The sequence below is a fragment of the Bacillus tequilensis genome (assembly GCF_012225885.1).
GTDB classification, from domain to species: domain Bacteria; phylum Bacillota; class Bacilli; order Bacillales; family Bacillaceae; genus Bacillus; species Bacillus tequilensis.
Genome location: NZ_CP048852.1, coordinates 3,628,571 through 3,651,554, shown reverse-complemented (window position 1 = coordinate 3,651,554; position 22,984 = coordinate 3,628,571). Strand labels below are relative to the sequence as shown.

Annotated in this window: 22 protein-coding genes and 1 pseudogene; 18 read left to right on the top strand and 5 right to left on the bottom strand. The window is 45.4% G+C overall.

All coding sequences use genetic code 11. From position 1 onward, the window contains the following. Window positions 1–29: 29 nt before the first annotated feature. Window positions 30–992, bottom strand: coding sequence for a UV DNA damage repair endonuclease UvsE (uvsE, locus tag G4P54_RS19230; RefSeq protein WP_024713835.1), 963 nt, complete (start codon window positions 990–992; stop codon window positions 30–32). 12 nt (window positions 993–1,004) lie between these two features. Continuing rightward, complete coding sequence (cls, locus tag G4P54_RS19225; protein ID WP_167873551.1) at window positions 1,005–2,201, bottom strand: cardiolipin synthase; 1,197 nt, start codon at window positions 2,199–2,201, stop codon at window positions 1,005–1,007. Between the two features lie 155 nt (window positions 2,202–2,356). Here cls and G4P54_RS19220 point away from each other — a divergent pair, with 155 nt between their 5' ends. The 4 genes from G4P54_RS19220 to pyrG all read left to right on the top strand — a co-directional run bounded on the left by G4P54_RS19220 (window position 2,357) and on the right by pyrG (window position 8,174). Continuing rightward, window positions 2,357–4,474: a heterodisulfide reductase-related iron-sulfur binding cluster gene (locus G4P54_RS19220; protein WP_167873550.1), complete on the top strand. Its 2,118-nt coding sequence runs from the start codon at window positions 2,357–2,359 to the stop codon at window positions 4,472–4,474. After that, the gene (gene acdA / locus G4P54_RS19215) at window positions 4,471–5,610 is read left to right on the top strand and encodes an acyl-CoA dehydrogenase AcdA (protein ID WP_167873549.1); all 1,140 of its coding nucleotides are present in this window, start codon (window positions 4,471–4,473) and stop codon (window positions 5,608–5,610) included. Before G4P54_RS19220 ends, acdA begins: the two co-directional genes overlap by 4 nt. A 182-nt stretch (window positions 5,611–5,792) precedes the next feature. Continuing rightward, window positions 5,793–6,326: a DNA-directed RNA polymerase subunit delta gene (gene rpoE / locus G4P54_RS19210; protein WP_167873548.1), complete on the top strand. Its 534-nt coding sequence runs from the start codon at window positions 5,793–5,795 to the stop codon at window positions 6,324–6,326. Window positions 6,327–6,566: 240 nt separating this feature from the next. Continuing rightward, window positions 6,567–8,174, top strand: a complete 1,608-nt coding sequence (gene pyrG / locus G4P54_RS19205) for a glutamine hydrolyzing CTP synthase (protein WP_024713830.1) — start codon at window positions 6,567–6,569, stop codon at window positions 8,172–8,174. Window positions 8,175–8,256: 82 nt separating this feature from the next. On the opposite strand, the gene G4P54_RS19200 is transcribed toward pyrG, so the two are convergent. Further along, on the bottom strand, window positions 8,257–8,778 hold the full coding sequence (locus G4P54_RS19200; protein ID WP_167873547.1) for a DUF2529 domain-containing protein: 522 nt from the start codon (window positions 8,776–8,778) through the stop codon (window positions 8,257–8,259). 165 nt (window positions 8,779–8,943) lie between these two features. Here G4P54_RS19200 and spo0F point away from each other — a divergent pair, with 165 nt between their 5' ends. The 11 genes and pseudogenes from spo0F (at window position 8,944) to G4P54_RS19145 (ending at window position 19,474) form a co-directional block, all read left to right on the top strand. Further along, the gene (gene spo0F, locus G4P54_RS19195) at window positions 8,944–9,318 is read left to right on the top strand and encodes a sporulation initiation phosphotransferase Spo0F (protein WP_081719782.1); all 375 of its coding nucleotides are present in this window, start codon (window positions 8,944–8,946) and stop codon (window positions 9,316–9,318) included. A 179-nt stretch (window positions 9,319–9,497) separates the two neighbouring features. Continuing rightward, window positions 9,498–10,355, top strand: coding sequence for a class II fructose-bisphosphate aldolase (locus G4P54_RS19190; protein WP_024713827.1), 858 nt, complete (start codon window positions 9,498–9,500; stop codon window positions 10,353–10,355). Window positions 10,356–10,472: 117 nt separating this feature from the next. Next, window positions 10,473–11,111, top strand: coding sequence for a fructose-6-phosphate aldolase (gene fsa, locus G4P54_RS19185; protein WP_024713826.1), 639 nt, complete (start codon window positions 10,473–10,475; stop codon window positions 11,109–11,111). Between the two features lie 366 nt (window positions 11,112–11,477). Further along, entirely contained in the window at window positions 11,478–12,767 is a 1,290-nt protein-coding gene (gene murA / locus G4P54_RS19180) for a UDP-N-acetylglucosamine 1-carboxyvinyltransferase (protein ID WP_024713824.1), read from the top strand. A 30-nt stretch (window positions 12,768–12,797) separates the two neighbouring features. Next, window positions 12,798–13,763: a class II fructose-bisphosphatase gene (gene glpX, locus G4P54_RS19175; RefSeq protein ID WP_167873546.1), complete on the top strand. Its 966-nt coding sequence runs from the start codon at window positions 12,798–12,800 to the stop codon at window positions 13,761–13,763. A gap of 213 nt (window positions 13,764–13,976) precedes the next feature. Then, window positions 13,977–14,139: pseudogene (locus tag G4P54_RS19170) on the top strand (hypothetical protein). 30 nt (window positions 14,140–14,169) lie between these two features. Beyond that, a complete protein-coding gene (gene rho / locus G4P54_RS19165) occupies window positions 14,170–15,453 on the top strand; it encodes a transcription termination factor Rho (protein ID WP_024713823.1) in 1,284 nt (427 codons plus the stop codon). Between the two features lie 118 nt (window positions 15,454–15,571). Then, window positions 15,572–15,772: a 50S ribosomal protein L31 gene (gene rpmE / locus G4P54_RS19160; RefSeq protein ID WP_003151132.1), complete on the top strand. Its 201-nt coding sequence runs from the start codon at window positions 15,572–15,574 to the stop codon at window positions 15,770–15,772. An 88-nt stretch (window positions 15,773–15,860) separates the two neighbouring features. Further along, the gene (locus G4P54_RS19155) at window positions 15,861–16,448 is read left to right on the top strand and encodes a thymidine kinase (protein ID WP_167873545.1); all 588 of its coding nucleotides are present in this window, start codon (window positions 15,861–15,863) and stop codon (window positions 16,446–16,448) included. Window positions 16,449–16,735: 287 nt separating this feature from the next. Next, entirely contained in the window at window positions 16,736–18,433 is a 1,698-nt protein-coding gene (gene malS, locus G4P54_RS19150) for an oxaloacetate-decarboxylating malate dehydrogenase (protein WP_024713821.1), read from the top strand. Between the two features lie 81 nt (window positions 18,434–18,514). Beyond that, window positions 18,515–19,474, top strand: a complete 960-nt coding sequence (locus tag G4P54_RS19145) for an AEC family transporter (protein WP_024713820.1) — start codon at window positions 18,515–18,517, stop codon at window positions 19,472–19,474. Window positions 19,475–19,508: 34 nt separating this feature from the next. Here G4P54_RS19145 and racA read toward each other — a convergent pair whose 3' ends face one another. Then, window positions 19,509–20,063: a chromosome-anchoring protein RacA gene (gene racA / locus G4P54_RS19140; protein WP_167873544.1), complete on the bottom strand. Its 555-nt coding sequence runs from the start codon at window positions 20,061–20,063 to the stop codon at window positions 19,509–19,511. Window positions 20,064–20,184: 121 nt separating this feature from the next. After that, complete coding sequence (gloA2, locus tag G4P54_RS19135; protein ID WP_081719780.1) at window positions 20,185–20,574, bottom strand: SMU1112c/YaeR family gloxylase I-like metalloprotein; 390 nt, start codon at window positions 20,572–20,574, stop codon at window positions 20,185–20,187. 122 nt (window positions 20,575–20,696) lie between these two features. Here gloA2 and prfA point away from each other — a divergent pair, with 122 nt between their 5' ends. The 3 genes from prfA to G4P54_RS19120 all read left to right on the top strand — a co-directional run bounded on the left by prfA (window position 20,697) and on the right by G4P54_RS19120 (window position 22,984). Beyond that, the gene (gene prfA / locus G4P54_RS19130; RefSeq protein WP_024713817.1) at window positions 20,697–21,767 is read left to right on the top strand and encodes a peptide chain release factor 1; all 1,071 of its coding nucleotides are present in this window, start codon (window positions 20,697–20,699) and stop codon (window positions 21,765–21,767) included. A gap of 1 nt (window position 21,768) precedes the next feature. Continuing rightward, window positions 21,769–22,635, top strand: coding sequence for a peptide chain release factor N(5)-glutamine methyltransferase (gene prmC, locus G4P54_RS19125; protein WP_167873543.1), 867 nt, complete (start codon window positions 21,769–21,771; stop codon window positions 22,633–22,635). 61 nt (window positions 22,636–22,696) lie between these two features. Further along, window positions 22,697–22,984, top strand: coding sequence for a DUF5316 family protein (locus G4P54_RS19120; RefSeq protein ID WP_167873542.1), 288 nt, complete (start codon window positions 22,697–22,699; stop codon window positions 22,982–22,984).

Sequence of the window (22,984 nt, the reverse complement as noted above, 5' to 3'; positions counted from 1 at the left end):
GGGCGAGCCGTAAACCTAATTTTGCACATTTATGATTTCCATTGCAGTGTGCCGCCGCCAATGCGTTTGACACCGCGTATGGAGCCTAATTCATCCATCAGTCGCAGAAGCGCCTTGTCTTTTTGCTTTGCTTCAATCATGAAATCAATATTTGTTCCCCATTGCCTGAAGCGTTCCAGCAGCGGCAGCAAAAAGTTCGCGTCAACATAATCGGCATGGCTGCGCAGGGCTTGCTCCGATTTTGGAGAAGACAGGTGAACCTTCGGCTGCAGGCCGATCCGCTCCCACGTTTTGATCATCCGGGGCAGTGCTTCATTTAGGTCTGCGTCGTCATCTGGATTGGCATAAAAATGATGAAAATCAAAGACAAACGGTACATCCTCTCGCTCACAAACTTGAAGCGTTTCCTCGGTCGTATATGTTTTATCATCGTTTTCCAGCGTCATCCGCTGTTTGATCTCCTGTGGCAGCTTCTTCATATTTTGATGAAATTGTGCAGTGGCGGTATCTTTATCTCCGTAAGCGCCGCCAATATGAATGTTGATAACCGAGCGGTCAGCAATGCCCATGGCTTCAAGCATGCGATAGTGATACGCCATATCGGTTACCGCATTTTTTGTGACGTTTTCCTTCGGGCTCGTAAACAGAGTGAATTGGTTGGGATGAAAGCTTGTTCTCAGGTGATGTGTTTTCACAAGCTCTCCGATCTCCCGAAACTCCTTTTGAAACGGCGTCACAAAATCCCACATCACATCGGGATGCGTGGCCAGCGGCACAATCGAACTGGAAAAACGGTACAAAGGAATGCCGTGGCCGATAATATAGTGAAGGGTTCTCATCGTATTGCGCAAATTGGCTTTTGTCACAGTCAGCAGGGCTTCTTTTCTTTCATCCTTTGATAGCTTTGAATAACGCGCAAATGTTAATGTTTTAGCGGGGGACGCATCCCAAAGGCTCATCGCATTTGAAACGAACCCGAATCTGAAAATCATAGGTACTCTCCTTTATAAAAAATAAGATAATGCTCTGCCAAGCCATTCCGCCGGGCGCTGTCTGAATGTGCGTTTGCTGAAAGCCGTCTTTGTCAGCAGCTCCGACTTTTTGATATCTTCCTCAATCGTGGCATAGACTTCACGTGTAAAAGCCTCATCATCAATTTCGACATTGACCTCTTCATTTAAAAACAGGCTTCGCTTATCGAAGTTGGCTGTTCCGATGATGCTGAGATGGTCGTCTATGATGACGGCTTTTACATGATAAAACCCTTGATAGTAGCGATAAATCAGACAGCCGGCATCCAAGAGCTCCGAATAATACGTAAAAGCTGCTTCTCGTACCAGCGGATGGTCTGATTTCATCGGTACAATGATTCTCACGGATACGCCGTTTTTTCTCGCATTAAGCAGAGCTTCTTGAAGCGGTTTTGACGGAATATAATAAGGCGTGCAAATGGTAAGGCGATTCTTGGCCAGCGCGATATTGGCCAAATACTTTTTTTCAAGTGAATAGCCGTCGGTCGCATAAATCTTATGAGAGGTATTCCCTTGCGGAAGCTTTGGAAAAACATCCGAACCTAGTGCGATTCCGGTATTTCTCTTGAGATCGGAAGCAAATAGCGTTTGAAGATCGTGCACGCCTTCTCCCTTCATACGTAAGTGATAGTCCTCCCAATTTCCGAATTTCGCCTTCTTTCCAAGGTATTCCTCAGCGATGTTAAACCCGCCGATATAACCGATTTTTCCATCTATCACAGCTATTTTTCGGTGATTTCGTTTTTGCATGTGAAAAAAGAAATAAGGAAAACGAGGCTGGTTCATCACATGAACATGAACGCCGGCATTTTTCATCGTCTTGAGCGCAGTTTTTTTAATTGTCCGGCAGCCCGCCCAATCTAGAAGCAAATAAACGGAAACGCCAGCCTCGGCTTTTGTCTTCAGCAGGGTATACATCTTGTGGCTGACCTCATCGTTTTTCATAATAAAAAACATCATGTGGACAGAAGAGGCGGCCTGGCTGATATCTTTCATCATCCGTTCAACGAGGTCGGTGCCGCAGTGGATCAATTCGATGTCACTCTTCTTTTTTGAAAAAACAGGCTCGTACGCATTCTTTTTGTATCCTGCGCGGCCCATGAAGATATCAAGCAAAATCAAAGCAAAAAGAATAACCACAATGATTATTATCACAAACAATACCTTCATCCCGGCACTCCTTTCCGTAGTAAAGGTAGTGTGCCCGAACAACAGGAATTTAATTATTGACTGAACACTCATTCATTATTTATCATAAAGATAATCTTATACGGATTCGAGAGTAGGGGGATTGCGGTCTTTATCAGTAAAAAGGGGGAATTGGAATGAGCGGCTTTCTCATCGCAAATGCATTGTTATTTCTGATTGTAACCGCTTACGCTGTCTATTTGTTTGTCTACTTGGTCAAAACGAGACTGGCCTACATTAGACTCGGCCAGAAGGAAGAGTTTGATCAACGGTTCAAGGAACGGCTTCACGCCATATGGGTGAATGTATTCGGGCAGAAAAAACTGCTTAAGGACAAGAAAAGCGGAATCATTCACGTCATATTTTTCTACGGATTTATATTGGTTCAATTCGGAGCCATCGACTTTATCATCAAAGGACTGGCTCCTGACAGGAATCTGCCGCTTGGACCCGTCTATCCCGCTTTCACCTTTTTTCAGGAAATTGTAACATTTCTTATTTTAATCGCTGTAGGCTGGGCATTCTACAGACGGTATATCGAAAAGCTTGTCAGGCTGAAACGCGGTTTTAAAGCAGGGCTCGTTCTCATTTTTATCGGAGGATTAATGCTGACTGTTCTGCTTGGGAACGGGATGAATCTGATCTGGCATGAGCATGGACTTTCTTGGAGTGAGCCGATCGCATCGGGCATCGCGTTTTTACTAGGCGGTGTCGGGAAAACGGGTGCGGCGGTGATTTTCTATATCGCATGGTGGGTGCATCTTCTGTTTTTGCTAAGCTTTTTAGTGTACGTGCCTCAATCAAAGCACGCGCACTTAATCGCCGGTCCTGCCAATGTCTTCTTCAATAGAATGGAATCTGCCGGAAAGCTTGAAAAAATCGATTTTACCGACGAAACGAAAGAAAGCTACGGAGCAGGTAAAATTGAAGATTTCAGGCAGTCTCAGCTGCTTGATCTGTACGCGTGTGTCGAGTGCGGCCGCTGCACCAATATGTGCCCAGCAACAGGCACCGGAAAAATGCTGTCGCCGATGGACTTAATAGTGCGTCTAAGAGACCATTTGACGGAAAAAGGCGCCGCCGTCACTTCGCGCTCGCCATGGGTGCCCGCGGCAGCGTTCCGGCATACGAGAGGCAATCAGCTGGCGGCAGCGTCAGCGGGAAGCGGGTCCCGGGAAGCCGCCGCCGCGCTGGATTACAACCCAAGCTTGATCGGCGACGTCATCACAGAGGAAGAAATTTGGGCGTGCACCACCTGCCGGAACTGTGAGGATCAATGCCCCGTGATGAACGAGCATGTCGATAAAATCATTGACCTCCGCCGCTACCTTGTACTGACAGAAGGAAAAATGGACAGTGACGCACAGCGCGCTATGACCAGCATTGAACGGCAGGGAAATCCGTGGGGCCTTAACCGCAAGGAACGTGAAAATTGGCGTGACGCCGCACCGGATGCCGAGATTCCGACTGTAAAAGAAATGAAAAAAGAAGGAAAAGAGTTTGAGTACCTTTTCTGGGTCGGTTCCATGGGGTCTTACGACAACAGAAGCCAGAAAATCGCGATTTCTTTCGCCAGGCTGCTCAACCACGCGGGTGTGTCCTTCGCGATCCTCGGCAATAAAGAAAAAAATTCAGGAGACACGCCGCGCCGCCTCGGAAATGAATTTTTATTCCAAGAGCTGGCTGAGAAGAATATTTCCGAATTTGAAAAAAATGATGTTGAAAAAATCGTTACCATCGATCCTCATGCATACAATTTATTTAAAAATGAATATCCAGATTTCGGCTTCGAAGGCGAGGTTTATCACCATACAGAGGTGCTGGCAGAGCTGGTGAAGAACGGGAAATTAAAACCGCAGCACCCGCTTCATGAGACGATTACCTTCCATGATTCGTGCTATTTGGGCCGGTACAACGAGGTCTATGATCCGCCGAGGGAGATATTGAGAGCCATTCCGGGCGTGCAGCTGATTGAGATGGAGAGAAACCGGGAAACCGGCATGTGCTGCGGCGCCGGCGGGGGATTAATGTGGATGGAGGAAGAAACGGGCAATAGGATTAACGTCGCCAGAACAGAGCAAGCGCTCGCAGTCAGCCCATCAGTGATCAGCTCAGGCTGTCCGTACTGTCTCACGATGCTTGGGGACGGCACAAAGGCGAAGGAAGCCGAAGACCAGGTTAAAACATATGACGTCGCTGAGCTTCTGTCTCAATCCGTCTTAGGTGCTGATATGAAAATGGAGGAGAAGTCATGAATTTCTCATTATCAGAAGAACACGAAATGATACGGAAATTGGTACGGGACTTTGCCAAACATGAGGTGGGCCCGACAGCGGCAGAACGCGACGAGCAAGAACGCTTCGACCGCGAGCTTTTTCGGGAAATGGCGAATCTGGGGCTGACTGGAATTCCGTGGCCTGAAGAATACGGAGGAATCGGAAGTGACTATCTGGCCTACGTCATCGCGGTGGAGGAGCTGTCAAAAGTGTGCGCCTCCACCGGTGTGACGCTTTCCGCCCATATCTCTCTTTGCAGCTGGCCGCTGTTTGCCTACGGGACGGAAGAACAGAAGACAGAGTATTTAACAAAGCTGGCCCTCGGAGAGAAAATCGGCGCTTTCGCTTTGACAGAAGCAGGGTCCGGTTCTGACGCCGGCGGCATGAAAACAACCGCTGAACGAATCGGCGATGACTATGTGTTAAATGGGGCAAAGGTGTTTATCACAAACGGCGGGATCGCGGATATTTACATTGTTTTTGCAGTTACCGATCCCGAGAAAAAGAAAAAAGGGATTTCCGCTTTTATAGTAGAAAAGGATTTCGAAGGATTTTTGACAGGCAAGAAAGAAAAGAAGCTGGGCATCCGTTCGTCTCCAACTACGGAAATCATGTTCGAAGATTGTGTTGTGCCCGCAGCAAACCGTCTCGGAGAAGAGGGAGACGGTTTCAAAATCGCGATGAAGACACTTGATGGCGGCAGAAATGGCATTGCTGCTCAAGCCGTTGGCATCGCTCAAGGGGCGCTTGATGCCGCGCTTCAATACGCAAAAGAGAGAAAACAATTCGGAAAATCAATCGCCAAGCAGCAGGGCATCGCATTTAAACTCGCGGATATGGCTACAATGATAGAAGCTTCTAGGCTATTGACCTATCAGGCGGCGTGGCTTGAATTATCAGGCCTTCCATATGGAAAAGCCTCCGCCATGTCCAAACTGCTGGCGGGAGATACGGCGATGAAGGTGACGACCGAAGCCGTGCAGATCTTCGGCGGCTACGGCTATACAAAAGACTATCCGGTTGAACGGTATATGCGTGATGCAAAAATCACGCAAATCTATGAAGGCACCCAAGAAATTCAAAGACTTGTCATCTCCAGAATGCTCGCGGATTGATGCAAAACATCTATCAGTCGGATCACTCTTGTAAAATTATTTAAATTAACGCTGTTAAGGGTAGCATATTCTGTTTTATTTTGTTTATAATGAGAGGTATGGTTTGTATAAGAACGATACAAAATCGCTTTCATTATTGATAAAACAGATACATATAAGTAATAGAAAGGGAGTGTCCGACCTTGGGTATCAAACAATATTCACAGGAAGAGCTAAAGGAAATGGCTTTAGTTGAAATCGCTCACGAATTATTTGAAGAACATAAAAAACCAGTTCCATTTCAGGAGCTTTTAAATGAAATTGCGTCTTTGCTTGGCGTGACAAAAGAATCGCTTGGAGACCGCATCGTTCAATTTTATACCGATTTAAATATTGACGGCCGCTTCCTGGCGCTTTCTGACCAGACGTGGGGGCTTCGCAGCTGGTATCCGTATGATCAGCTTGATGAAGAAACTCAGCCTACAGTCAAGGCGAAAAAGAAAAAAGCGAAGAAAGCAGTCGAGGAAGATCTTGATCTTGACGAGTTTGAAGAAATTGACGAAGACGACATTGATTTAGATGAAGTTGAGGAAGAACTCGATCTTGACGCCGGCAATTTTGACGATGAAGAAGATCTTGATGAAGACGACGATGGTCTTGAAATCGAAGAAGATATTATCGATGAAGATGAAGAAGATGAAGAAGACTATGATGAGGACGAAGAGGAAATCAAATAGTCAAAGAATTCATCTTCAAACGATCTTGACTTTCATAGTCGAACTATGTAGTATGTATTTTGGGCTCTTCAAAAACGAAGAGAGAACATAGTATGTTATGCTCCCTTTCAAGAAATTGAAAGGGAGCTTTCTTATTTTCACCCCTCATTTTTCTTATAAATCATTTAAAAGGCTAAATGATTTTTTATAAAACAGTACATTTTAAAAATGTAGCTAAGAGCGAAGAGAGGAGCAAACGAAATGACGAAATATATTTTTGTAACCGGGGGAGTTGTATCCTCACTTGGAAAGGGTATTGTAGCAGCTTCATTAGGACGTTTGCTGAAAAACCGCGGAATGAACGTGACGATTCAAAAATTCGATCCATACATCAACGTTGACCCGGGAACAATGAGCCCATATCAGCACGGTGAAGTATTTGTAACGGATGACGGCGCTGAAACTGATTTGGACCTTGGTCACTATGAGCGTTTTATCGACATCAACTTGAATAAATTCAGCAACGTGACAACAGGTAAAATTTATTCAACAGTTCTTAAAAAAGAACGACGCGGAGACTACCTTGGCGGAACCGTACAGGTCATTCCGCATATCACAAACGAATTGAAAGACCGTGTGTACCGCGCGGGGAAAGAAACAAACGCAGATGTTGTCATTACAGAAATCGGCGGTACTGTCGGAGATATCGAATCACTGCCATTCCTTGAAGCGATCCGCCAAATGAAGAGCGACATCGGCCGTGAAAACGTCATGTACATCCACTGTACGCTTGTACCTTACATCAAAGCTGCTGGCGAATTGAAAACAAAACCGACACAGCACAGCGTAAAAGAATTGCGCAGCTTGGGCATTCAGCCAAACATCATCGTCGTTCGTACAGAAATGCCGATTTCTCAAGATATGAAAGATAAAATCGCGCTGTTCTGCGACATCGATACAAAAGCGGTTATCGAGTGTGAAGATGCGGACAACCTATACTCCATTCCGCTTGAGCTTCAAAAACAAGGGCTTGATAAACTGGTTTGCGATCACATGAAGTTAGAATGCAAAGAGGCGGAAATGTCCGAGTGGAAAGAGCTTGTGAACAAAGTCAGCAACCTGTCTCAAACGATCACAATCGGCCTTGTCGGTAAATACGTTGAGCTTCCTGACGCATATATTTCTGTCGTTGAATCACTCCGCCATGCGGGCTATGCGTTTGACACAGATGTAAAAGTGAAATGGATCAACGCTGAAGAAGTGACCGAAAGCAACATCGAAGAGCTGACAAACGGAACGGACGGCATCATCGTGCCGGGCGGATTTGGAGACCGCGGTGTTGAAGGCAAGATCGTCGCAACAAAATACGCGCGTGAAAACAACATTCCATTCTTGGGCATTTGCTTAGGTATGCAGGTTGCATCAATTGAATACGCACGACATGTATTGGGCTTAAAAGGCGCTCACTCAGCGGAAATTGACCCGTCAACTCAATACCCGATCATTGACCTTCTTCCTGAACAGAAGGATGTTGAGGACCTCGGAGGAACGCTGCGACTCGGCCTATATCCTTGTAAGCTTGAAGAAGGCACGAAAGCCTTTGAAGTATATCAGGATGAAGTGGTGTACGAGCGTCACCGCCACCGCTATGAATTCAACAACGAATTCAGACAGCAAATGGAAGACAAAGGCTTCGTATTCTCAGGAACAAGCCCTGACGGACGCCTAGTTGAAATCATCGAGCTGAAAGACCACCCTTGGTTCGTGGCTTCTCAGTTCCACCCAGAGTTCAAGTCAAGACCGACAAGACCTCAGCCTCTATTCAAAGGCTTCATCGGAGCGTCTGTCGAAGCTGCAAATCAGAAGTAATAAAAAAAGACTTGCCGTTTGTCAATAGCGGGCAAGTCTTTTTTATTTGTTTCCGGCAAGATACAGCATGTACAATAAGATATTATGCATACTCTTGCAGAATTTCTTTTAATGTAAACGATAAAGCATGGTAGACATACAGTGCTGTCATTAAAGAGGGAAACCCGTAACGGGTGCCGTCTTCATCGGGAACAAGCGGCATTTTTAATTTAGAATCAATATGCACATCACAATATTGTTCAACTCCAGCACTCTCTTTGGCAGCTGGCGATACGCATACGACTCCCGCGCCTTTTTCATAGAGCTCTTTCGCGAGCGCCTGCTCCTCGGCTGTGCCTGTCCCCGAGCAAAACATCAGCACTCTGTCGCTTTCTGTCACTTCCTCAGCGCTTTCGGGAAAGGCTTTAACGGATGGGAAGGGCTCTCTGCTTTCGGTTGCCTCATAAAAGACGCCCTGAAGCTCATTTGCTCCGTATAAATAAATGGAATGCCCGCTGATCACCGCTTGAGCAAGCAGCCGCGCCCCATCTTCAATCGCGTCAGATTCCTTATCCTGAATGCGGGAAAAAATACCTGTTAACTGCGTCGTAAATATTTTCAACATAAGTGAATCCTCCTTTATAACGTACAATATCAGTATACAACAAAAGAGAAAATGCTCAGAAAATGTCGTAAAGTAGACTATTATAATTAAAGGAAATAGGAAAATCAAACAGAATACATACACTACTGCTTACTTTTGACGAAAATCATAATATTGGGGTGTAAAATGATGAATGAAAAAATTTTAATCGTGGATGATCAATACGGCATACGTATTTTGCTTAACGAAGTGTTCAATAAAGAAGGCTACCAGACGTTTCAGGCTGCAAACGGCCTTCAGGCGCTTGACATCGTGACAAAAGAACGGCCAGACCTTGTGCTGCTGGACATGAAAATTCCCGGCATGGACGGAATCGAAATTCTAAAACGGATGAAGGTCATTGACGAAAACATCCGGGTGATCATCATGACGGCATACGGAGAACTCGACATGATCCAGGAATCAAAGGAGCTGGGCGCTTTGACGCACTTTGCGAAGCCGTTTGATATCGACGAAATCAGAGAAGCTGTCAAAAAATATCTGCCCCTGAAGTCTAATTGACAAAAGGAAGAAACAAATGAATCATGTCATTATGTTGCCGATTTGTCGAAAAGTTGGTATTCTAGTTATGGAGAAAAAGCGATCTGGTATTTACATATGACAGCATTTAATGGGTCATGCTAGGATGGAGAGCTTTTTTCGCTAGAAGACAATCAGGCTACATAAGGAGGACGTTCGACATGCCTTTAGTTTCAATGACAGAAATGTTGAATACAGCTAAAGAAAAAGGTTATGCAGTAGGACAATTCAACTTAAACAACCTTGAGTTTACTCAAGCGATTTTACAAGCAGCTGAAGAAGAAAAATCTCCAGTGATCCTTGGTGTTTCCGAAGGTGCGGGACGCTACATGGGCGGCTTCAAAACAGTCGTAGCTATGGTAAAAGCACTTATGGAAGAGTACAAAGTGACAGTTCCTGTTGCGATCCACTTAGACCACGGTTCAAGCTTTGAATCTTGTGCGAAAGCGATTCATGCAGGTTTCACATCTGTTATGATCGACGCTTCTCACCATCCATTTGAAGAAAACGTAGCAACAACTTCTAAAGTTGTTGAGCTTGCTCATTTCCACGGAGTATCTGTAGAAGCTGAGCTTGGAACAGTAGGCGGACAAGAGGATGACGTTATCGCTGAAGGCGTAATCTACGCTGATCCTAAAGAGTGCCAAGAGCTTGTTGAGCGCACTGGCATTGACTGCCTTGCACCTGCATTAGGTTCTGTTCACGGCCCTTACAAAGGCGAACCAAACCTTGGTTTCAAAGAAATGGAAGAGATCGGAAAGTCAACTGGTCTTCCGCTAGTTCTTCACGGCGGTACTGGAATTCCGACTGATGACATCAAAAAATCAATCTCACTTGGTACAGCTAAAATCAACGTGAATACTGAAAACCAAATTTCTTCTGCGAAAGCTGTTCGCGATACATTGGCAGCTAAGCCTGACGAGTACGATCCTCGTAAATACCTTGGACCAGCTCGCGAAGCAATCAAAGAAACAGTTATCGGTAAAATGCGTGAATTTGGTTCTTCAAACCAAGCTTAATTCAATTGGAATGATATAACCGCCTGACAGCTTGACAGGCGGTTTTCTGTCTATCTTTAGAAAGCGCAATCATATTCACAGTTCAGAAAATTTCTTACTCAAGGAGGCTTTTTGTAAATGTTATTTTTTGTTGATACAGCTAATATCGATGAAATCAGAGAAGCGAATGAATTAGGAATTCTCGCCGGTGTAACGACGAATCCTAGTTTAGTAGCAAAAGAAGCTAACGTATCATTCCACGACCGCCTTCGCGAGATCACAGACGTTGTGAAAGGATCTGTAAGCGCAGAGGTTATTTCTTTGAAAGCTGAGGAAATGATCGAGGAAGGAAAAGAACTGGCGAAAATCGCTCCAAACATTACGGTGAAAATCCCGATGACGCCTGACGGTTTAAAAGCAGTAAGAGCACTTACTGATTTAGGCATCAAAACAAACGTCACATTGATTTTTAATGCTAACCAGGCGCTGCTCGCTGCCAGAGCAGGGGCAACGTACGTATCACCTTTCTTGGGACGTTTAGATGACATTGGCCACAACGGACTTGACCTGATTTCAGATATCAGACGGATTTTTGACATTCATGGTCTTGATACACAAATCATTGCAGCGTCAATCCGCCATCCGCAGCACGTGACAGAAGCTGCTTTAAGAGGGGCTCATATCGGCACAATGCCGCTGAAAGTTATTCATGCGCTCACGAAACACCCGTTAACAGACAAAGGAATCGAACAATTCCTGGCAGACTGGAATAAATAATGGCAAAGGGCGGCAGACAGTTTTTGCCTGTTTGCCGCGGCTTTTGTTTTTCACAGCGGACCTGCAGATGCTGACGCCGCTTTACAGAGAAGGAATCATTGGGCTGCAGAAGCTATATCGGAATGAAGGGTTTGCGTACTGCTTTTGCCAGATGACGACGATGTCTCTTGAGCCGGCGGGGCTCTGTGCAACTTTCGAAACCTGTACCCCGCAAAGCTTCGCTATTTTCTTCCTGATATTTTACATTGTATTGTATTCTTTCTCTGCGAATTGGCTAGATTTTGGACATGAGCTTTATTTGCTGAGACAGAATAAAATGACATTTTATTTAGCTCCGCAGCTATCTTCTTATGGAAGGAGACTATCATGGAAAAGTTGAATATTGCCGGCGGTGACTCGTTAAACGGTACAGTACATATCAGCGGCGCTAAAAACAGTGCTGTGGCATTAATACCTGCAACCATTTTGGCAAATTCCGAGGTGACAATTGAAGGGCTTCCAGAGATTTCAGATATCGAAACGCTGCGTGACCTGTTAAAGGAAATCGGCGGCAACGTGCATTTTGAGAATGGGGAAATGGTTGTTGACCCCGCGTCTATGATCAGCATGCCGCTTCCTAACGGGAAAGTGAAAAAGCTTCGCGCATCGTATTATTTAATGGGGGCGATGCTCGGCCGCTTCAAGCAGGCCGTCATCGGATTGCCCGGCGGCTGTCACTTAGGGCCCCGGCCGATTGACCAGCATATCAAAGGCTTTGAAGCGCTCGGGGCTGAAGTGACCAATGAACAGGGCGCCATTTATTTGCGTGCTGAAAGGCTGAGAGGCGCACGGATTTATTTAGATGTCGTAAGCGTAGGGGCAACCATTAACATTATGCTTGCCGCTGTTTTGGCAGAAGGGAAAACGATTATCGAAAATGCTGCCAAGGAGCCAGAGATCATTGATGTCGCGACTTTGCTTACCAGCATGGGCGCCAAAATCAAAGGTGCGGGAACCAATGTGATCCGAATCGACGGTGTGAAGGAACTGCACGGCTGCAAGCATACGATCATTCCGGACAGAATTGAGGCCGGGACATTTATGATTGCAGGGGCTGCGATGGGCAAGGAAGTCATTATCGATAACGTCATTCCCACTCATCTTGAATCGTTAACCGCAAAGCTGAGAGAAATGGGCTATCACATCGAAACGAGCGACGACCAGCTTCTTATCGTCAGCGGGCAGAAGGATTTAAAGCCGGTTGATGTCAAAACTCTTGTATACCCGGGCTTTCCGACTGATTTGCAGCAGCCGATGACGGCGCTCCTGACAAGGGCAAAGGGAACAAGCGTCGTCACAGACACCATTTACTCGGCAAGATTCAAGCACATTGATGAGCTGAGACGAATGGGTGCCAATATGAAAGTAGAAGGCAGATCTGCCATCATCACAGGTCCTGTCGAGCTTCAAGGAGCAAAAGTGAAGGCGAGCGATCTGCGTGCCGGGGCCTGTCTGGTGGTAGCCGGCCTGATGGCTGACGGCGTCACGGAAATTACCGGTCTGGAGCATATCGACCGCGGATACAGCAACCTTGAGAAGAAGCTTGAGGGGCTTGGAGCGACAATCTGGCGTGAACGAATGACTGACGAAGAAATAGAACAGCTTCAAAATTCATAATGGTTTCTTGTGAGAGGAGATCGTATTGAAATGGAAAGAAGTTTATCTATGGAATTGGTACGTGTGACTGAAGCTGCGGCATTGGCATCTGCAAGATGGATGGGCCGGGGAAAAAAAGACGAGGCTGATGAAGCGGCGACAAGCGCAATGAGAGACGTTTTTGATACAGTGCCGATGAAAGGAACCGTTGTGATCGGTGAAGGCGAAATGGACGAAGCGCCGATGCTGTATATCGGGGAAAAACTCGGAAACGGGTACGGCCCGCGCGTCGATGTCGCAGTTGATCCTCTTGAAGGCACAAACATTCTGGCAAGCGGCGGCTGGAACGCGCTGACGGTGATCGCGGTCGCAGACCATGGCACGCTTCTTAACGCTCCTGACATGTATATGGACAAAATCGCAGTCGGTCCGGAGGCGGTGGGCTGCATTGACATTGAAGCACCTGTCATTGATAACCTTAAAGCGGTGGCAAAAGCGAAAAACAAGGACATTGAGGACGTTGTTGCCACAATCTTAAACCGTGAAAGACACGCAAAAATTATTTCTGAGCTTCGTGAGGCAGGCGCCAGAATCAAATTGATCAATGATGGCGATGTCGCAGGCGCCATCAACACGGCTTTCGATCACACGGGCGTTGACATTCTGTTCGGGTCAGGCGGAGCGCCTGAGGGGGTGCTTTCCGCTGTTGCGTTAAAAGCGCTGGGCGGAGAAATTATCGGTAAACTTCTTCCGCAAAGCGAAGAAGAAATCATACGCTGTCATAACATGGGCGTTGATGTAAGCAAAGTTCTTCGTATGGAAGACCTTGTGAAGGGTGAAGACGCGATTTTTGCAGCTACAGGTGTAACTGACGGCGAGCTGCTAAAAGGGGTTCAATTCAAAGGTTCTGTCGGTACAACTGAAAGCTTAGTGATTCGTGCAAAATCAGGTACTGTCCGCTTCGTTGACGGCAGACACAGCCTCAAAAAGAAGCCGAACCTTGTCATCCGTCCATAACAAACAGAAAAAGCGGGTATGAGCCCGTTTTTCTTTTGCAGAAAAGCGTCAACTCTATCAATTCCGTGTCAAAACCTTATTTCAGTTGAATAATTTTTTGAAATAAGGTAAAAATAAAGAGTGCTGCGAAATTTACTGCGTAATTCCTTCTTTTAAGCACTAGGAAAATTTCAATTTCTACCGCATACAGACGATATAAGTATTGTTCTTCTCATGTTTTTGTCCTCGCTTCCTTCAAAACTCATTAAGACAATCCTTTTAACAAAAGCGCCGATCATGGGTGGAAGTGTTACCGATAGAAGTTCCTTTATGTTGAAAAAAGAATGTGCTTTGGCGGATGATGTGCAAAAGCAGCAGATTTACATGTGCAGAGTAAGATATTGACTATGAAAAGCGTGGTGTTTTTATGAAAGACGTATCAATTTCCTCTTTGGAAAATATGAAATTGAAAGAGCTTTATGAACTTGCAAGACATTATAAAATCTCCTATTACAGCAAACTGACAAAAAAAGAGCTCATTTTCGCCATTCTGAAAGCGAATGCAGAACAGGAAGATCTGCTGTTTATGGAAGGCGTTCTTGAGATCATCCAATCTGAAGGTTTCGGCTTCCTGAGACCGATCAACTATTCTCCAAGCTCAGAAGACATTTATATTTCAGCTTCACAAATTCGCCGTTTCGATTTACGGAACGGAGACAAAGTCTCAGGCAAGGTTCGCCCGCCAAAAGAAAATGAGCGCTACTACGGACTTTTGCACGTTGAAGCAGTAAACGGGGATGATCCCGAATCTGCAAAAGAGCGTGTGCATTTCCCGGCTCTTACGCCTCTTTATCCAGACCGCCAAATGGTGCTTGAAACAAAGCCGAACTTCTTGTCTACAAGAATTATGGACATGATAGCACCAGTCGGATTTGGACAGCGCGGATTGATTGTTGCACCGCCGAAAGCAGGAAAAACGATGCTGCTGAAGGAAATTGCCAACAGTATTACAGCAAACCAGCCTGAAGCAGAGCTTATCGTGCTTCTGATCGACGAAAGACCGGAGGAAGTGACTGATATTGAGCGTTCTGTAGCTGGGGATGTCGTCAGCTCAACGTTTGATGAAGTGCCGGAAAACCATATCAAAGTGGCCGAGCTTGTCCTTGAGCGCGCGATGCGTCTTGTAGAGCACAAAAAAGACGTCATCATTCTGATGGACAGCATTACACGTCTTGCGCGTGCCTACAACTTAGTAATTCCGCCGAGCGGAAGAACGCTTTCCGGCGGGATTGACCCGGCGGCGTTCCACCGTCCGAAACGCTTCTTCGGGGCTGCGAGAAATATCGAAGAGGGCGGCAGCTTAACGATTCTTGCTACGGCTCTTGTCGATACAGGATCACGTATGGATGATGTGATTTATGAGGAATTCAAGGGAACGGGCAACATGGAGCTTCACCTTGACCGCTCTCTGGCAGAGCGCCGTATTTTCCCGGCCATCGATATCCGCCGTTCAGGAACGCGCAAGGAGGAGCTGCTTGTGCCTAAAGAGCATCTTGATCGTTTATGGTCGATCCGCAAAACAATGTCTGATTCACCTGATTTCGCAGAAAAATTCATGAGAAAGATGAAAAAAACCAAAACAAATCAGGAATTTTTTGATATTCTCAATCAAGAATGGAAACAGGCAAATCTATCATCAGCAAGACGATAAATTACATTTGCAAAAGAAGTAAATTACTGATATAATTTTTTTATATGCATTTCGGACAACGATCCGGAATAATAACTCTGTTTCCACACGGGATTCAGGGCGGAAGGAGATGGATACAATGAAAGCAGGAATTCATCCTAATTTCAAAAAAGCAACAGTTAAATGCGCTTGCGGAAATGAATTTGAAACAGGCTCAGTAAAAGAAGAGGTACGCGTTGAGATTTGCTCTGAATGCCACCCATTCTACACTGGCCGTCAAAAATTCGCTTCTGCTGATGGTCGTGTTGATCGCTTTAACAAAAAATACGGTCTTAAGTAATAATAGATTTTTCAACAGGCAGGAAGCAGTCTTGCCTGTTTTTTATATTGTCTAAAACACAGCTGGCAGAGAGAGGGGAGCGGAGCCTATGTACATAATGAAACAAAGCGGGTGGCTTGAGCTGATTTGCGGAAGCATGTTCTCAGGGAAATCTGAAGAGCTGATCAGAAGAGTAAAGAGAGCAACTTACGCCAAGCAGGAAGTCAGGGTATTTAAGCCTGTGATTGATAATCGCTACAGCGAAGATGCCGTTGTCTCCCATAATGGAACATCCATGACGAGCTATGCCATTTCTTCTGCTGAGGACATCTGGGATCACATCAGTGAGAGTACCGATGTGATTGCGGTTGATGAAGTACAGTTTTTTGATCAGGAAATTGTTGAGGTTTTATCATCTCTTGCCGATAAAGGCTATCGCGTGATTGCTGCGGGTCTTGATATGGATTTCAGGGGAGAGCCGTTTGGCGTCGTGCCGGATATTATGGCGATTGCGGAGAGTGTGACGAAGCTGCAAGCCGTCTGTTCCGTCTGCGGATCACCGGCGAGCAGAACACAGCGCCTGATTGACGGCAAGCCGGCTTCTTACGATGATCCGGTCATCATGGTCGGTGCATCCGAATCGTATGAAGCAAGATGCAGGCATCATCATGAAGTCCCGGGAAAATCCAAAAAATAGTCCAAAACATGGGTATATAGATAGAAAACACCGGCCGAAACACCGGTGTTTTTTTTATATTCTGACAATACTTAATTAAAAAATTTAATTAAGTCTATTAAAAAATTAAATAATTTTCTTCTCTTGAATTTTGATTTTGACAGGAATACAATAGCTTACGTAATGTAAATAGTTTTGAGACATTGTTCGAACAATTGTCACAAAGTCGTATAAAGAACATGATCGGTCATTTTTTAGAGGGTTATTACTTAACTTGGTTAACTATTTCAAGAAAGAAGGAGATTTGCTTGAATAACATAAAAAAAACAAAAGAAGGCCACTTAGAAACAACTCTTAGAGGAAAAGAAGTTTTATCAATTCCAACCTTAAATAAAGGCGTTGCTTTTTCAGTAGAAGAAAGACAAGAGCTTGGCTTAGAAGGACTTCTGCCGCCAACTGTACTTTCTCTTGATCAACAAGCACAACGCGCGTACGAGCAATTCCAAGCGCAGCCTGATCGCCTTCGTCAAAATGTTTACTTAAGTGATCTTGCAAACCGTAATGAAGTTCTTTTCTATAAATTGCTGAAAAACCATCTTCGCGAAATGCTTCCTGTTGTGTACACACCGACAGTTGGTGAAGCGATTCAGGAATACAGCCATGAATATAGAAGACCTCAAGGTATCTACTTGTCAATCGACAACATTGACGGGATTGAAAAAGCTTTTGAAAACCTTCATGCGACAGCAGGAGATATTGATCTTATTGTTGCTACTGACTCTGAAAGCATTCTCGGTATCGGTGACTGGGGTGTAGGCGGTATTAACATCGCAATCGGTAAATTGGCTGTTTACACTGCTGCAGCTGGTATTGACCCTAGCCGTGTTATCCCGGTTGTGCTTGATGTCGGTACGAACAACGAAAAACTTCTGAATGATCCTTTATATATTGGTAACAAGCATGAACGTGTTCAAGGTGAACGCTACGAAGCTTTCATTGACGCTTATGTGAAAGCGGCATTGAAATTCTTCCCTAAAGCGCTTCTTCACTGGGAAGACCTTGGTAACAAAAATGCACGCAATATCATGAAAAAATACAACCATGAAATTCTTACATTTAATGATGATATCCAAGGTACAGGCGCGATTACACTTGCTGGTGTGCTTGCAGCGATGAAGAAAACTGGCGCTTCTATTAAAGATCAGCGTGTTGTTGTCTTCGGTGCTGGTTCTGCCGGTATCGGTATTGCTGACCAAATCCGCGACACAATGGTGCTTGCTGGATTATCTGAAGAAGAAGCTAACAAACGCTTCTATACAATTGATTACAGAGGCTTGCTGACTGAAGAAATCGAAGGCATCCTTGATTTCCAAAAACCTTACCTTCGCAATGCGGATGAAGTAAAAGGCTGGAAACGCGATGAAAAAGGCCAAATTCCATTCGATGAAGTGGTTCGCCAAGCGAAACCAACAATCTTGATTGGTACTTCAGGAGTTTCAGGTGCGTTCACAGAGGAAATTGTAAAAGAAATGGCTTCTCACGTGGACCGTCCGGTTATCATGCCGATGTCTAACCCGACTCACCTTGCTGAAGCTGTTCCAGAAGATTTGTTCAAATGGACTGACGGAAAAGTGCTTATCGCAACAGGAAGCCCATTTGACAATGTAGAATACAATGGTGTTTCTTATGAAATCGGACAATCTAACAACGCATTCGCGTTCCCTGGTCTTGGACTTGGTTCAATTGTAGCTGAAGCTCGTATCATCACGCCTGCGATGTTTGCTGCAACTGCTGATGCGATTGCTGAAATGGTTGACTTTGAAACACCTGGAGCAGGATTGCTTCCAAGCATCGATAAGCTTCAAGAAGTTTCTATTAAAGTGGCGATTGCTGTTGCTGAAGCAGCTATTAAAGAAGGCGTAGCAAATCGTCAGCCTGAAGATGTAAAACAAGCAGTTCTTGATGCAATGTGGACACCTGAATACAAAAAAGTCATCGCAAAATAATTAGCGAGTAAATTTTTTCGTCCGAGGGAAAGCTTTGTATAAAGCTAAAGTATACGGACATAGGATTTGGAGGAGAATATTTTGAGCATCTTAGATATCTTAATCCTCCTGGCACCGATCTTCTTTGTTATCGTGCTGGGTTGGTTTGCAGGACATTTCGGAAGTTATGATGCCAAGTCGGCAAAAGGGGTAAGTACGTTAGTAACGAAATACGCACTTCCAGCTCACTTTATTGCTGGTATTTTGACAACTTCCAGAAGTGAATTTTTATCACAAGTTCCATTGATGGTTTCTTTACTTATTGGGATTGTTGGTTTCTATATCATTATCCTTTTGGTTTGCAGATTTATCTTCAAGTATGATTTAACGAACTCATCTGTTTTCTCATTGAACTCTGCACAGCCAACATTTGCTTTTATGGGTATTCCGGTATTAGGAAGCTTGTTCGGAGCGAATGAAGTTGCGATTCCGATCGCGGTTACAGGTATCGTGGTAAACGCGATTCTTGATCCGCTCGCGATCATTATTGCTACTGTCGGTGAGTCTTCTAAGAAAAACGAAGAGAACGGAGACAGCTTCTGGAAGATGACAGGGAAATCAATTCTGCATGGTCTTTGTGAGCCGCTTGCTGCTGCTCCATTAATCAGTATGGTTTTAGTGTTGGTTTTCAACTTCACTCTTCCTGAGCTGGCTGTTAAAATGCTTGATCAGCTTGGAAGCACAACATCTGGTGTTGCTCTCTTTGCTGTCGGTGTTACCGTTGGTATTCGTAAAATTAAACTCAGTATGCCGGCTATCGGTATTGCGTTACTAAAAGTTGCGGTTCAGCCTGCGTTAATGTTCCTGATTGCTCTTGCAGTCGGCCTTCCAGCTGACCAAATGACAAAAGCGATCCTTCTTGTAGCATTCCCTGGTTCTGCCGTAGCAGCCATGATTGCGACTCGATTCGAGAAACAAGAAGAAGAAACTGCAACAGCGTTTGTGATCAGTGCGATTCTGTCATTGATTTCACTTCCGATTATTATCGCGCTTACTGCGTAATCAAAAAAGCTCCCTTTACGGGGAGCTTTTTGCTTTAGGTTTGAAATTTGAACAGCGACATGAGCGGTTTTTTTCTTGTTTTGGTTTTTTCGGCAGCAGCAGCGGTCTCGGGAATCGCCTGAGCGGTGAATTCTTTCATTTGTGTGGTCAGTAATTGCAGGTCTGCAAGGATGTCATCAATTTCTCTGCGATGCTGAAGCAGCTGATATGATACACCTTCATCGGCCTTGTGCTTCAGCTGGCGTTCCAGTTCCCCGATCCTTGCCAGCAGTTCGTTTTCGTCCTGCTTTTGCTGTAAAAGGGTGTCGAGTTTCTGTTCGAGCTGTTCCATTCTTCGCTCTGTGTTGCCATTTGTTTTTTGGACAAGAAAGCCCGTGCGCTTTTTAGCGCTTGGCGGCACATGAATATCCTGAATCGCTGTGCCTTCAGAGATTTGTTTTTGAACAGATTTTAGAACCTTCACGTCTTCTGCCGTAAACGAGTAGTGCCCGAGCTCATTGCGTTCGGCCGGGAGGTTCAGCTGCTTCACCCACCGCTGTACCGTTTTTGCGGAGACGCCGAGTTCACTTGCCACCATATTTGTATTCATGATCCCATACCTCCTTTTTAGCTAGGTATTCGACCGTAGAATGCAGTTCCCTTCCTGTTAGACAAAACAAGAAAGGATTCGGCAAAGAAAGTGTGTATCTCCTTTTTTTCTTCAAAAACCGTTATTGTTCATAGAGCTCTAAAGGAAGCTGGTCAGGGTCAAAAAAGAAGGTGAAACGCTTGCCGGTCAGCGGATCTGTTCTGATCGGCTCTGTTTCGATTCCTTCTTCATGAAGCCTCTGAACCGCCTCATCCAAGCTGCTGACTGTAAAGGCGAGGTGGCGCAGGCCTGCCGCTTCAGGCCGGGTTAGGCGTTGGGGCGGATCGGGAAACGAGAACAGCTCAATGATATACGAGCCGTTTAGCGACAAATCGAGCTTATAGGAGCCGCGCTCTTCACGGTACGTTTCTTGAATCACCTGAAAACCAAGCTTATGTACGTAAAAAGCTTTCGACTTTTCATAATCTGAACATATGATTGCAATATGATGTATGGATTTCAGCAACTTCATCCCTCCTCGCTTCCCAGTATAGCAGAGGAGGCATTTCCGGCAGGGATTGAAATGCTTTTGACTGGGGTTCATCACTATACTATAATGAGAATGTTACGCACAGGAAAACAGAGGTGAAGACCGTGTTAGACCGTTTAAAGTCAATCGAAGAACGATACGAAAAATTAAATGAGCTTTTAAGTGATCCAGAAGTAGTCAACGATCCGAAAAAGCTAAGAGAATATTCAAAAGAGCAATCTGATATACAAGAAACAGTTGACGTATATAGACAATACAGAGATGCGTCAGAACAGCTGGCTGATGCAAAAGCGATGCTTGAAGAGAAGCTGGACGCTGAGATGCGCGATATGGTGAAGGAAGAGATTTCCGAACTTCAGAAGGAAACGGAAACACTGTCAGAACGTCTCAAGGTGCTCCTGATCCCGAAAGACCCTAATGACGACAAAAACGTTATCATGGAGATCCGCGGAGCTGCAGGAGGCGAGGAAGCCGCTTTATTTGCGGGCAACCTGTATAGAATGTATTCCCGCTATGCCGAGCTTCAAGGCTGGAAAACAGAGGTCATGGAAGCGAGTGTAACCGGAACGGGCGGCTACAAAGAGATCATCTTTATGATTACGGGAAGCGGTGCATATTCGAAACTCAAATACGAAAACGGCGCCCACCGCGTACAGCGTGTGCCTGAAACAGAATCAGGCGGCCGTATTCATACCTCTACTGCAACAGTGGCATGTCTTCCTGAGGCGGAAGAGGTAGAGGTTGACATTCATGAGAAGGATATCCGCGTCGATACGTTTGCATCAAGCGGACCGGGCGGACAAAGCGTTAATACAACGATGTCTGCCGTTCGTCTGACACATTTGCCGACAGGTGTTGTTGTATCATGTCAGGATGAAAAATCTCAAATCAAGAACAAAGAAAAAGCAATGAAGGTTCTCCGTGCCAGAATCTATGATAAATTTCAGCGGGAAGCCCAAGCTGAATATGATCAAACACGGAAATCAGCAGTTGGATCAGGTGACCGCTCTGAGCGTATCCGCACATACAACTTCCCGCAAAACCGTGTGACGGATCACAGAATCGGCCTGACGATTCAAAAACTTGACCAGATCCTTGAAGGAAAACTTGATGAAGTGGTTGAAGCGCTGATCGTTGAAGATCAGGCAAGCAAGCTTCAGCAGTCGGAAGGCTAAGATGAAGACGATATTTGAAGCCCTGAAATGGGCTTCTTCTTATTTAACCGAAGCGGGAAGAGAAGAAAACGCGGCTGAGCTTCTTTTGCTTTATGATACCGAAATGGACAGAAGCAAGCTGCTCGCCAGCTTACAGGAACCGATTGGCGAAGATGAGCTGTATCGCTTTAAGCGCCATGTTGAGATGCATAAAGAAGGCGTGCCGGTTCAGTACATTATCGGCAAAGAGTTTTTTTACGGACGGGAATTTATGGTGAATGATGACGTGCTGATCCCGCGTCCGGAAACAGAAGAGGTTGTCTATCATCTGCTTGACAAATATCGGCGTGTCTTTTCTGAAGACGGCAAGCTGGAAGTCGTTGACGTCGGTACAGGGAGCGGCGCGATAGCCGTCACGCTTGCGCTTGAAAACCAAAACTTTTCTGTGTCTGCTGTGGATATTTCGAAAGAGGCGCTGCAAGTCGCCTCCGCCAATGCGGAAAAGCTCGGAGCGGATGTGCGCTTTTATCAGGGCGATCTGCTTGAGCCTTTTATTAAGGCGGGAAAAAAAGCGGATATTGTTGTCTCCAACCCTCCTTATATTTCAGAAGAAGAAATGGCAGAACTATCAGAGATTGTCCGTTTTCATGAACCGCTGCACGCTCTTACCGATGGCGGAGACGGGCTGAAATTTTATAAGCGGTTTATGGAAGACATTCCGCTGGTCATGAAGGATAAAGTGTTTGTCGTTTTTGAAATCGGCTGGAAACAGGGGGATGCGGTCAAAGACCTGATGCTCAAGGCGTTTAAGAGTGCGGAAGTGGAAGTGCTGAAAGATATTAACGGTAAAGACAGAACCATATGCGCTGTGATTCATAAAAATAAATAAGCAGCTTGCCGGCGAGTTGATGAATCAAGCTGTTTTAACACCAGCAAAGGGGATGTTAAGGATGAAAAAGGCCCTGACAGCAGGAATTTTGCTCATTGCGGTTGAGAGCATGGTTGGCACCATTTTTCCGGAGGCATTTTCATATGAAACGATGTTTGGCGTTGGGTCTCTCGTTTTAATTGGGCTTGCGATCATCACATCGGGTTTGGCTGTAAGCGGAAGTGATCAGCGGGCGAACTACCATTCAGAAACCAAAGAAGGCCGTACAGCCCGCTTAAAAATAGCGGCTGCTTTCTTTGTTGCAGCGATACCTTCTATTCTATGTTATTTGCTGACGGTTTTGTTCTAG

What these genes read in the sequence shown, in the direction of transcription:
- uvsE (WP_024713835.1), bottom strand. Translation starts at nt 992, where the DNA reads ATGATTTTCAGATTCGGGTTCGTTTCAAATGCGATGAGCCTTTGGGAT.
- cls (WP_167873551.1), bottom strand. Translation starts at nt 2,201, where the DNA reads ATGAAGGTATTGTTTGTGATAATAATCATTGTGGTTATTCTTTTTGCT.
- G4P54_RS19220 (WP_167873550.1), top strand. Translation starts at nt 2,357, where the DNA reads ATGAGCGGCTTTCTCATCGCAAATGCATTGTTATTTCTGATTGTAACC.
- acdA (WP_167873549.1), top strand. Translation starts at nt 4,471, where the DNA reads ATGAATTTCTCATTATCAGAAGAACACGAAATGATACGGAAATTGGTA.
- pyrG (WP_024713830.1), top strand. Translation starts at nt 6,567, where the DNA reads ATGACGAAATATATTTTTGTAACCGGGGGAGTTGTATCCTCACTTGGA.
- G4P54_RS19200 (WP_167873547.1), bottom strand. Translation starts at nt 8,778, where the DNA reads ATGTTGAAAATATTTACGACGCAGTTAACAGGTATTTTTTCCCGCATT.
- spo0F (WP_081719782.1), top strand. Translation starts at nt 8,944, where the DNA reads ATGATGAATGAAAAAATTTTAATCGTGGATGATCAATACGGCATACGT.
- G4P54_RS19190 (WP_024713827.1), top strand. Translation starts at nt 9,498, where the DNA reads ATGCCTTTAGTTTCAATGACAGAAATGTTGAATACAGCTAAAGAAAAA.
- fsa (WP_024713826.1), top strand. Translation starts at nt 10,473, where the DNA reads ATGTTATTTTTTGTTGATACAGCTAATATCGATGAAATCAGAGAAGCG.
- murA (WP_024713824.1), top strand. Translation starts at nt 11,478, where the DNA reads ATGGAAAAGTTGAATATTGCCGGCGGTGACTCGTTAAACGGTACAGTA.
- glpX (WP_167873546.1), top strand. Translation starts at nt 12,798, where the DNA reads ATGGAAAGAAGTTTATCTATGGAATTGGTACGTGTGACTGAAGCTGCG.
- rho (WP_024713823.1), top strand. Translation starts at nt 14,170, where the DNA reads ATGAAAGACGTATCAATTTCCTCTTTGGAAAATATGAAATTGAAAGAG.
- rpmE (WP_003151132.1), top strand. Translation starts at nt 15,572, where the DNA reads ATGAAAGCAGGAATTCATCCTAATTTCAAAAAAGCAACAGTTAAATGC.
- G4P54_RS19155 (WP_167873545.1), top strand. Translation starts at nt 15,861, where the DNA reads ATGTACATAATGAAACAAAGCGGGTGGCTTGAGCTGATTTGCGGAAGC.
- racA (WP_167873544.1), bottom strand. Translation starts at nt 20,063, where the DNA reads ATGAATACAAATATGGTGGCAAGTGAACTCGGCGTCTCCGCAAAAACG.
- gloA2 (WP_081719780.1), bottom strand. Translation starts at nt 20,574, where the DNA reads ATGAAGTTGCTGAAATCCATACATCATATTGCAATCATATGTTCAGAT.
- prmC (WP_167873543.1), top strand. Translation starts at nt 21,769, where the DNA reads ATGAAGACGATATTTGAAGCCCTGAAATGGGCTTCTTCTTATTTAACC.
- G4P54_RS19120 (WP_167873542.1), top strand. Translation starts at nt 22,697, where the DNA reads ATGAAAAAGGCCCTGACAGCAGGAATTTTGCTCATTGCGGTTGAGAGC.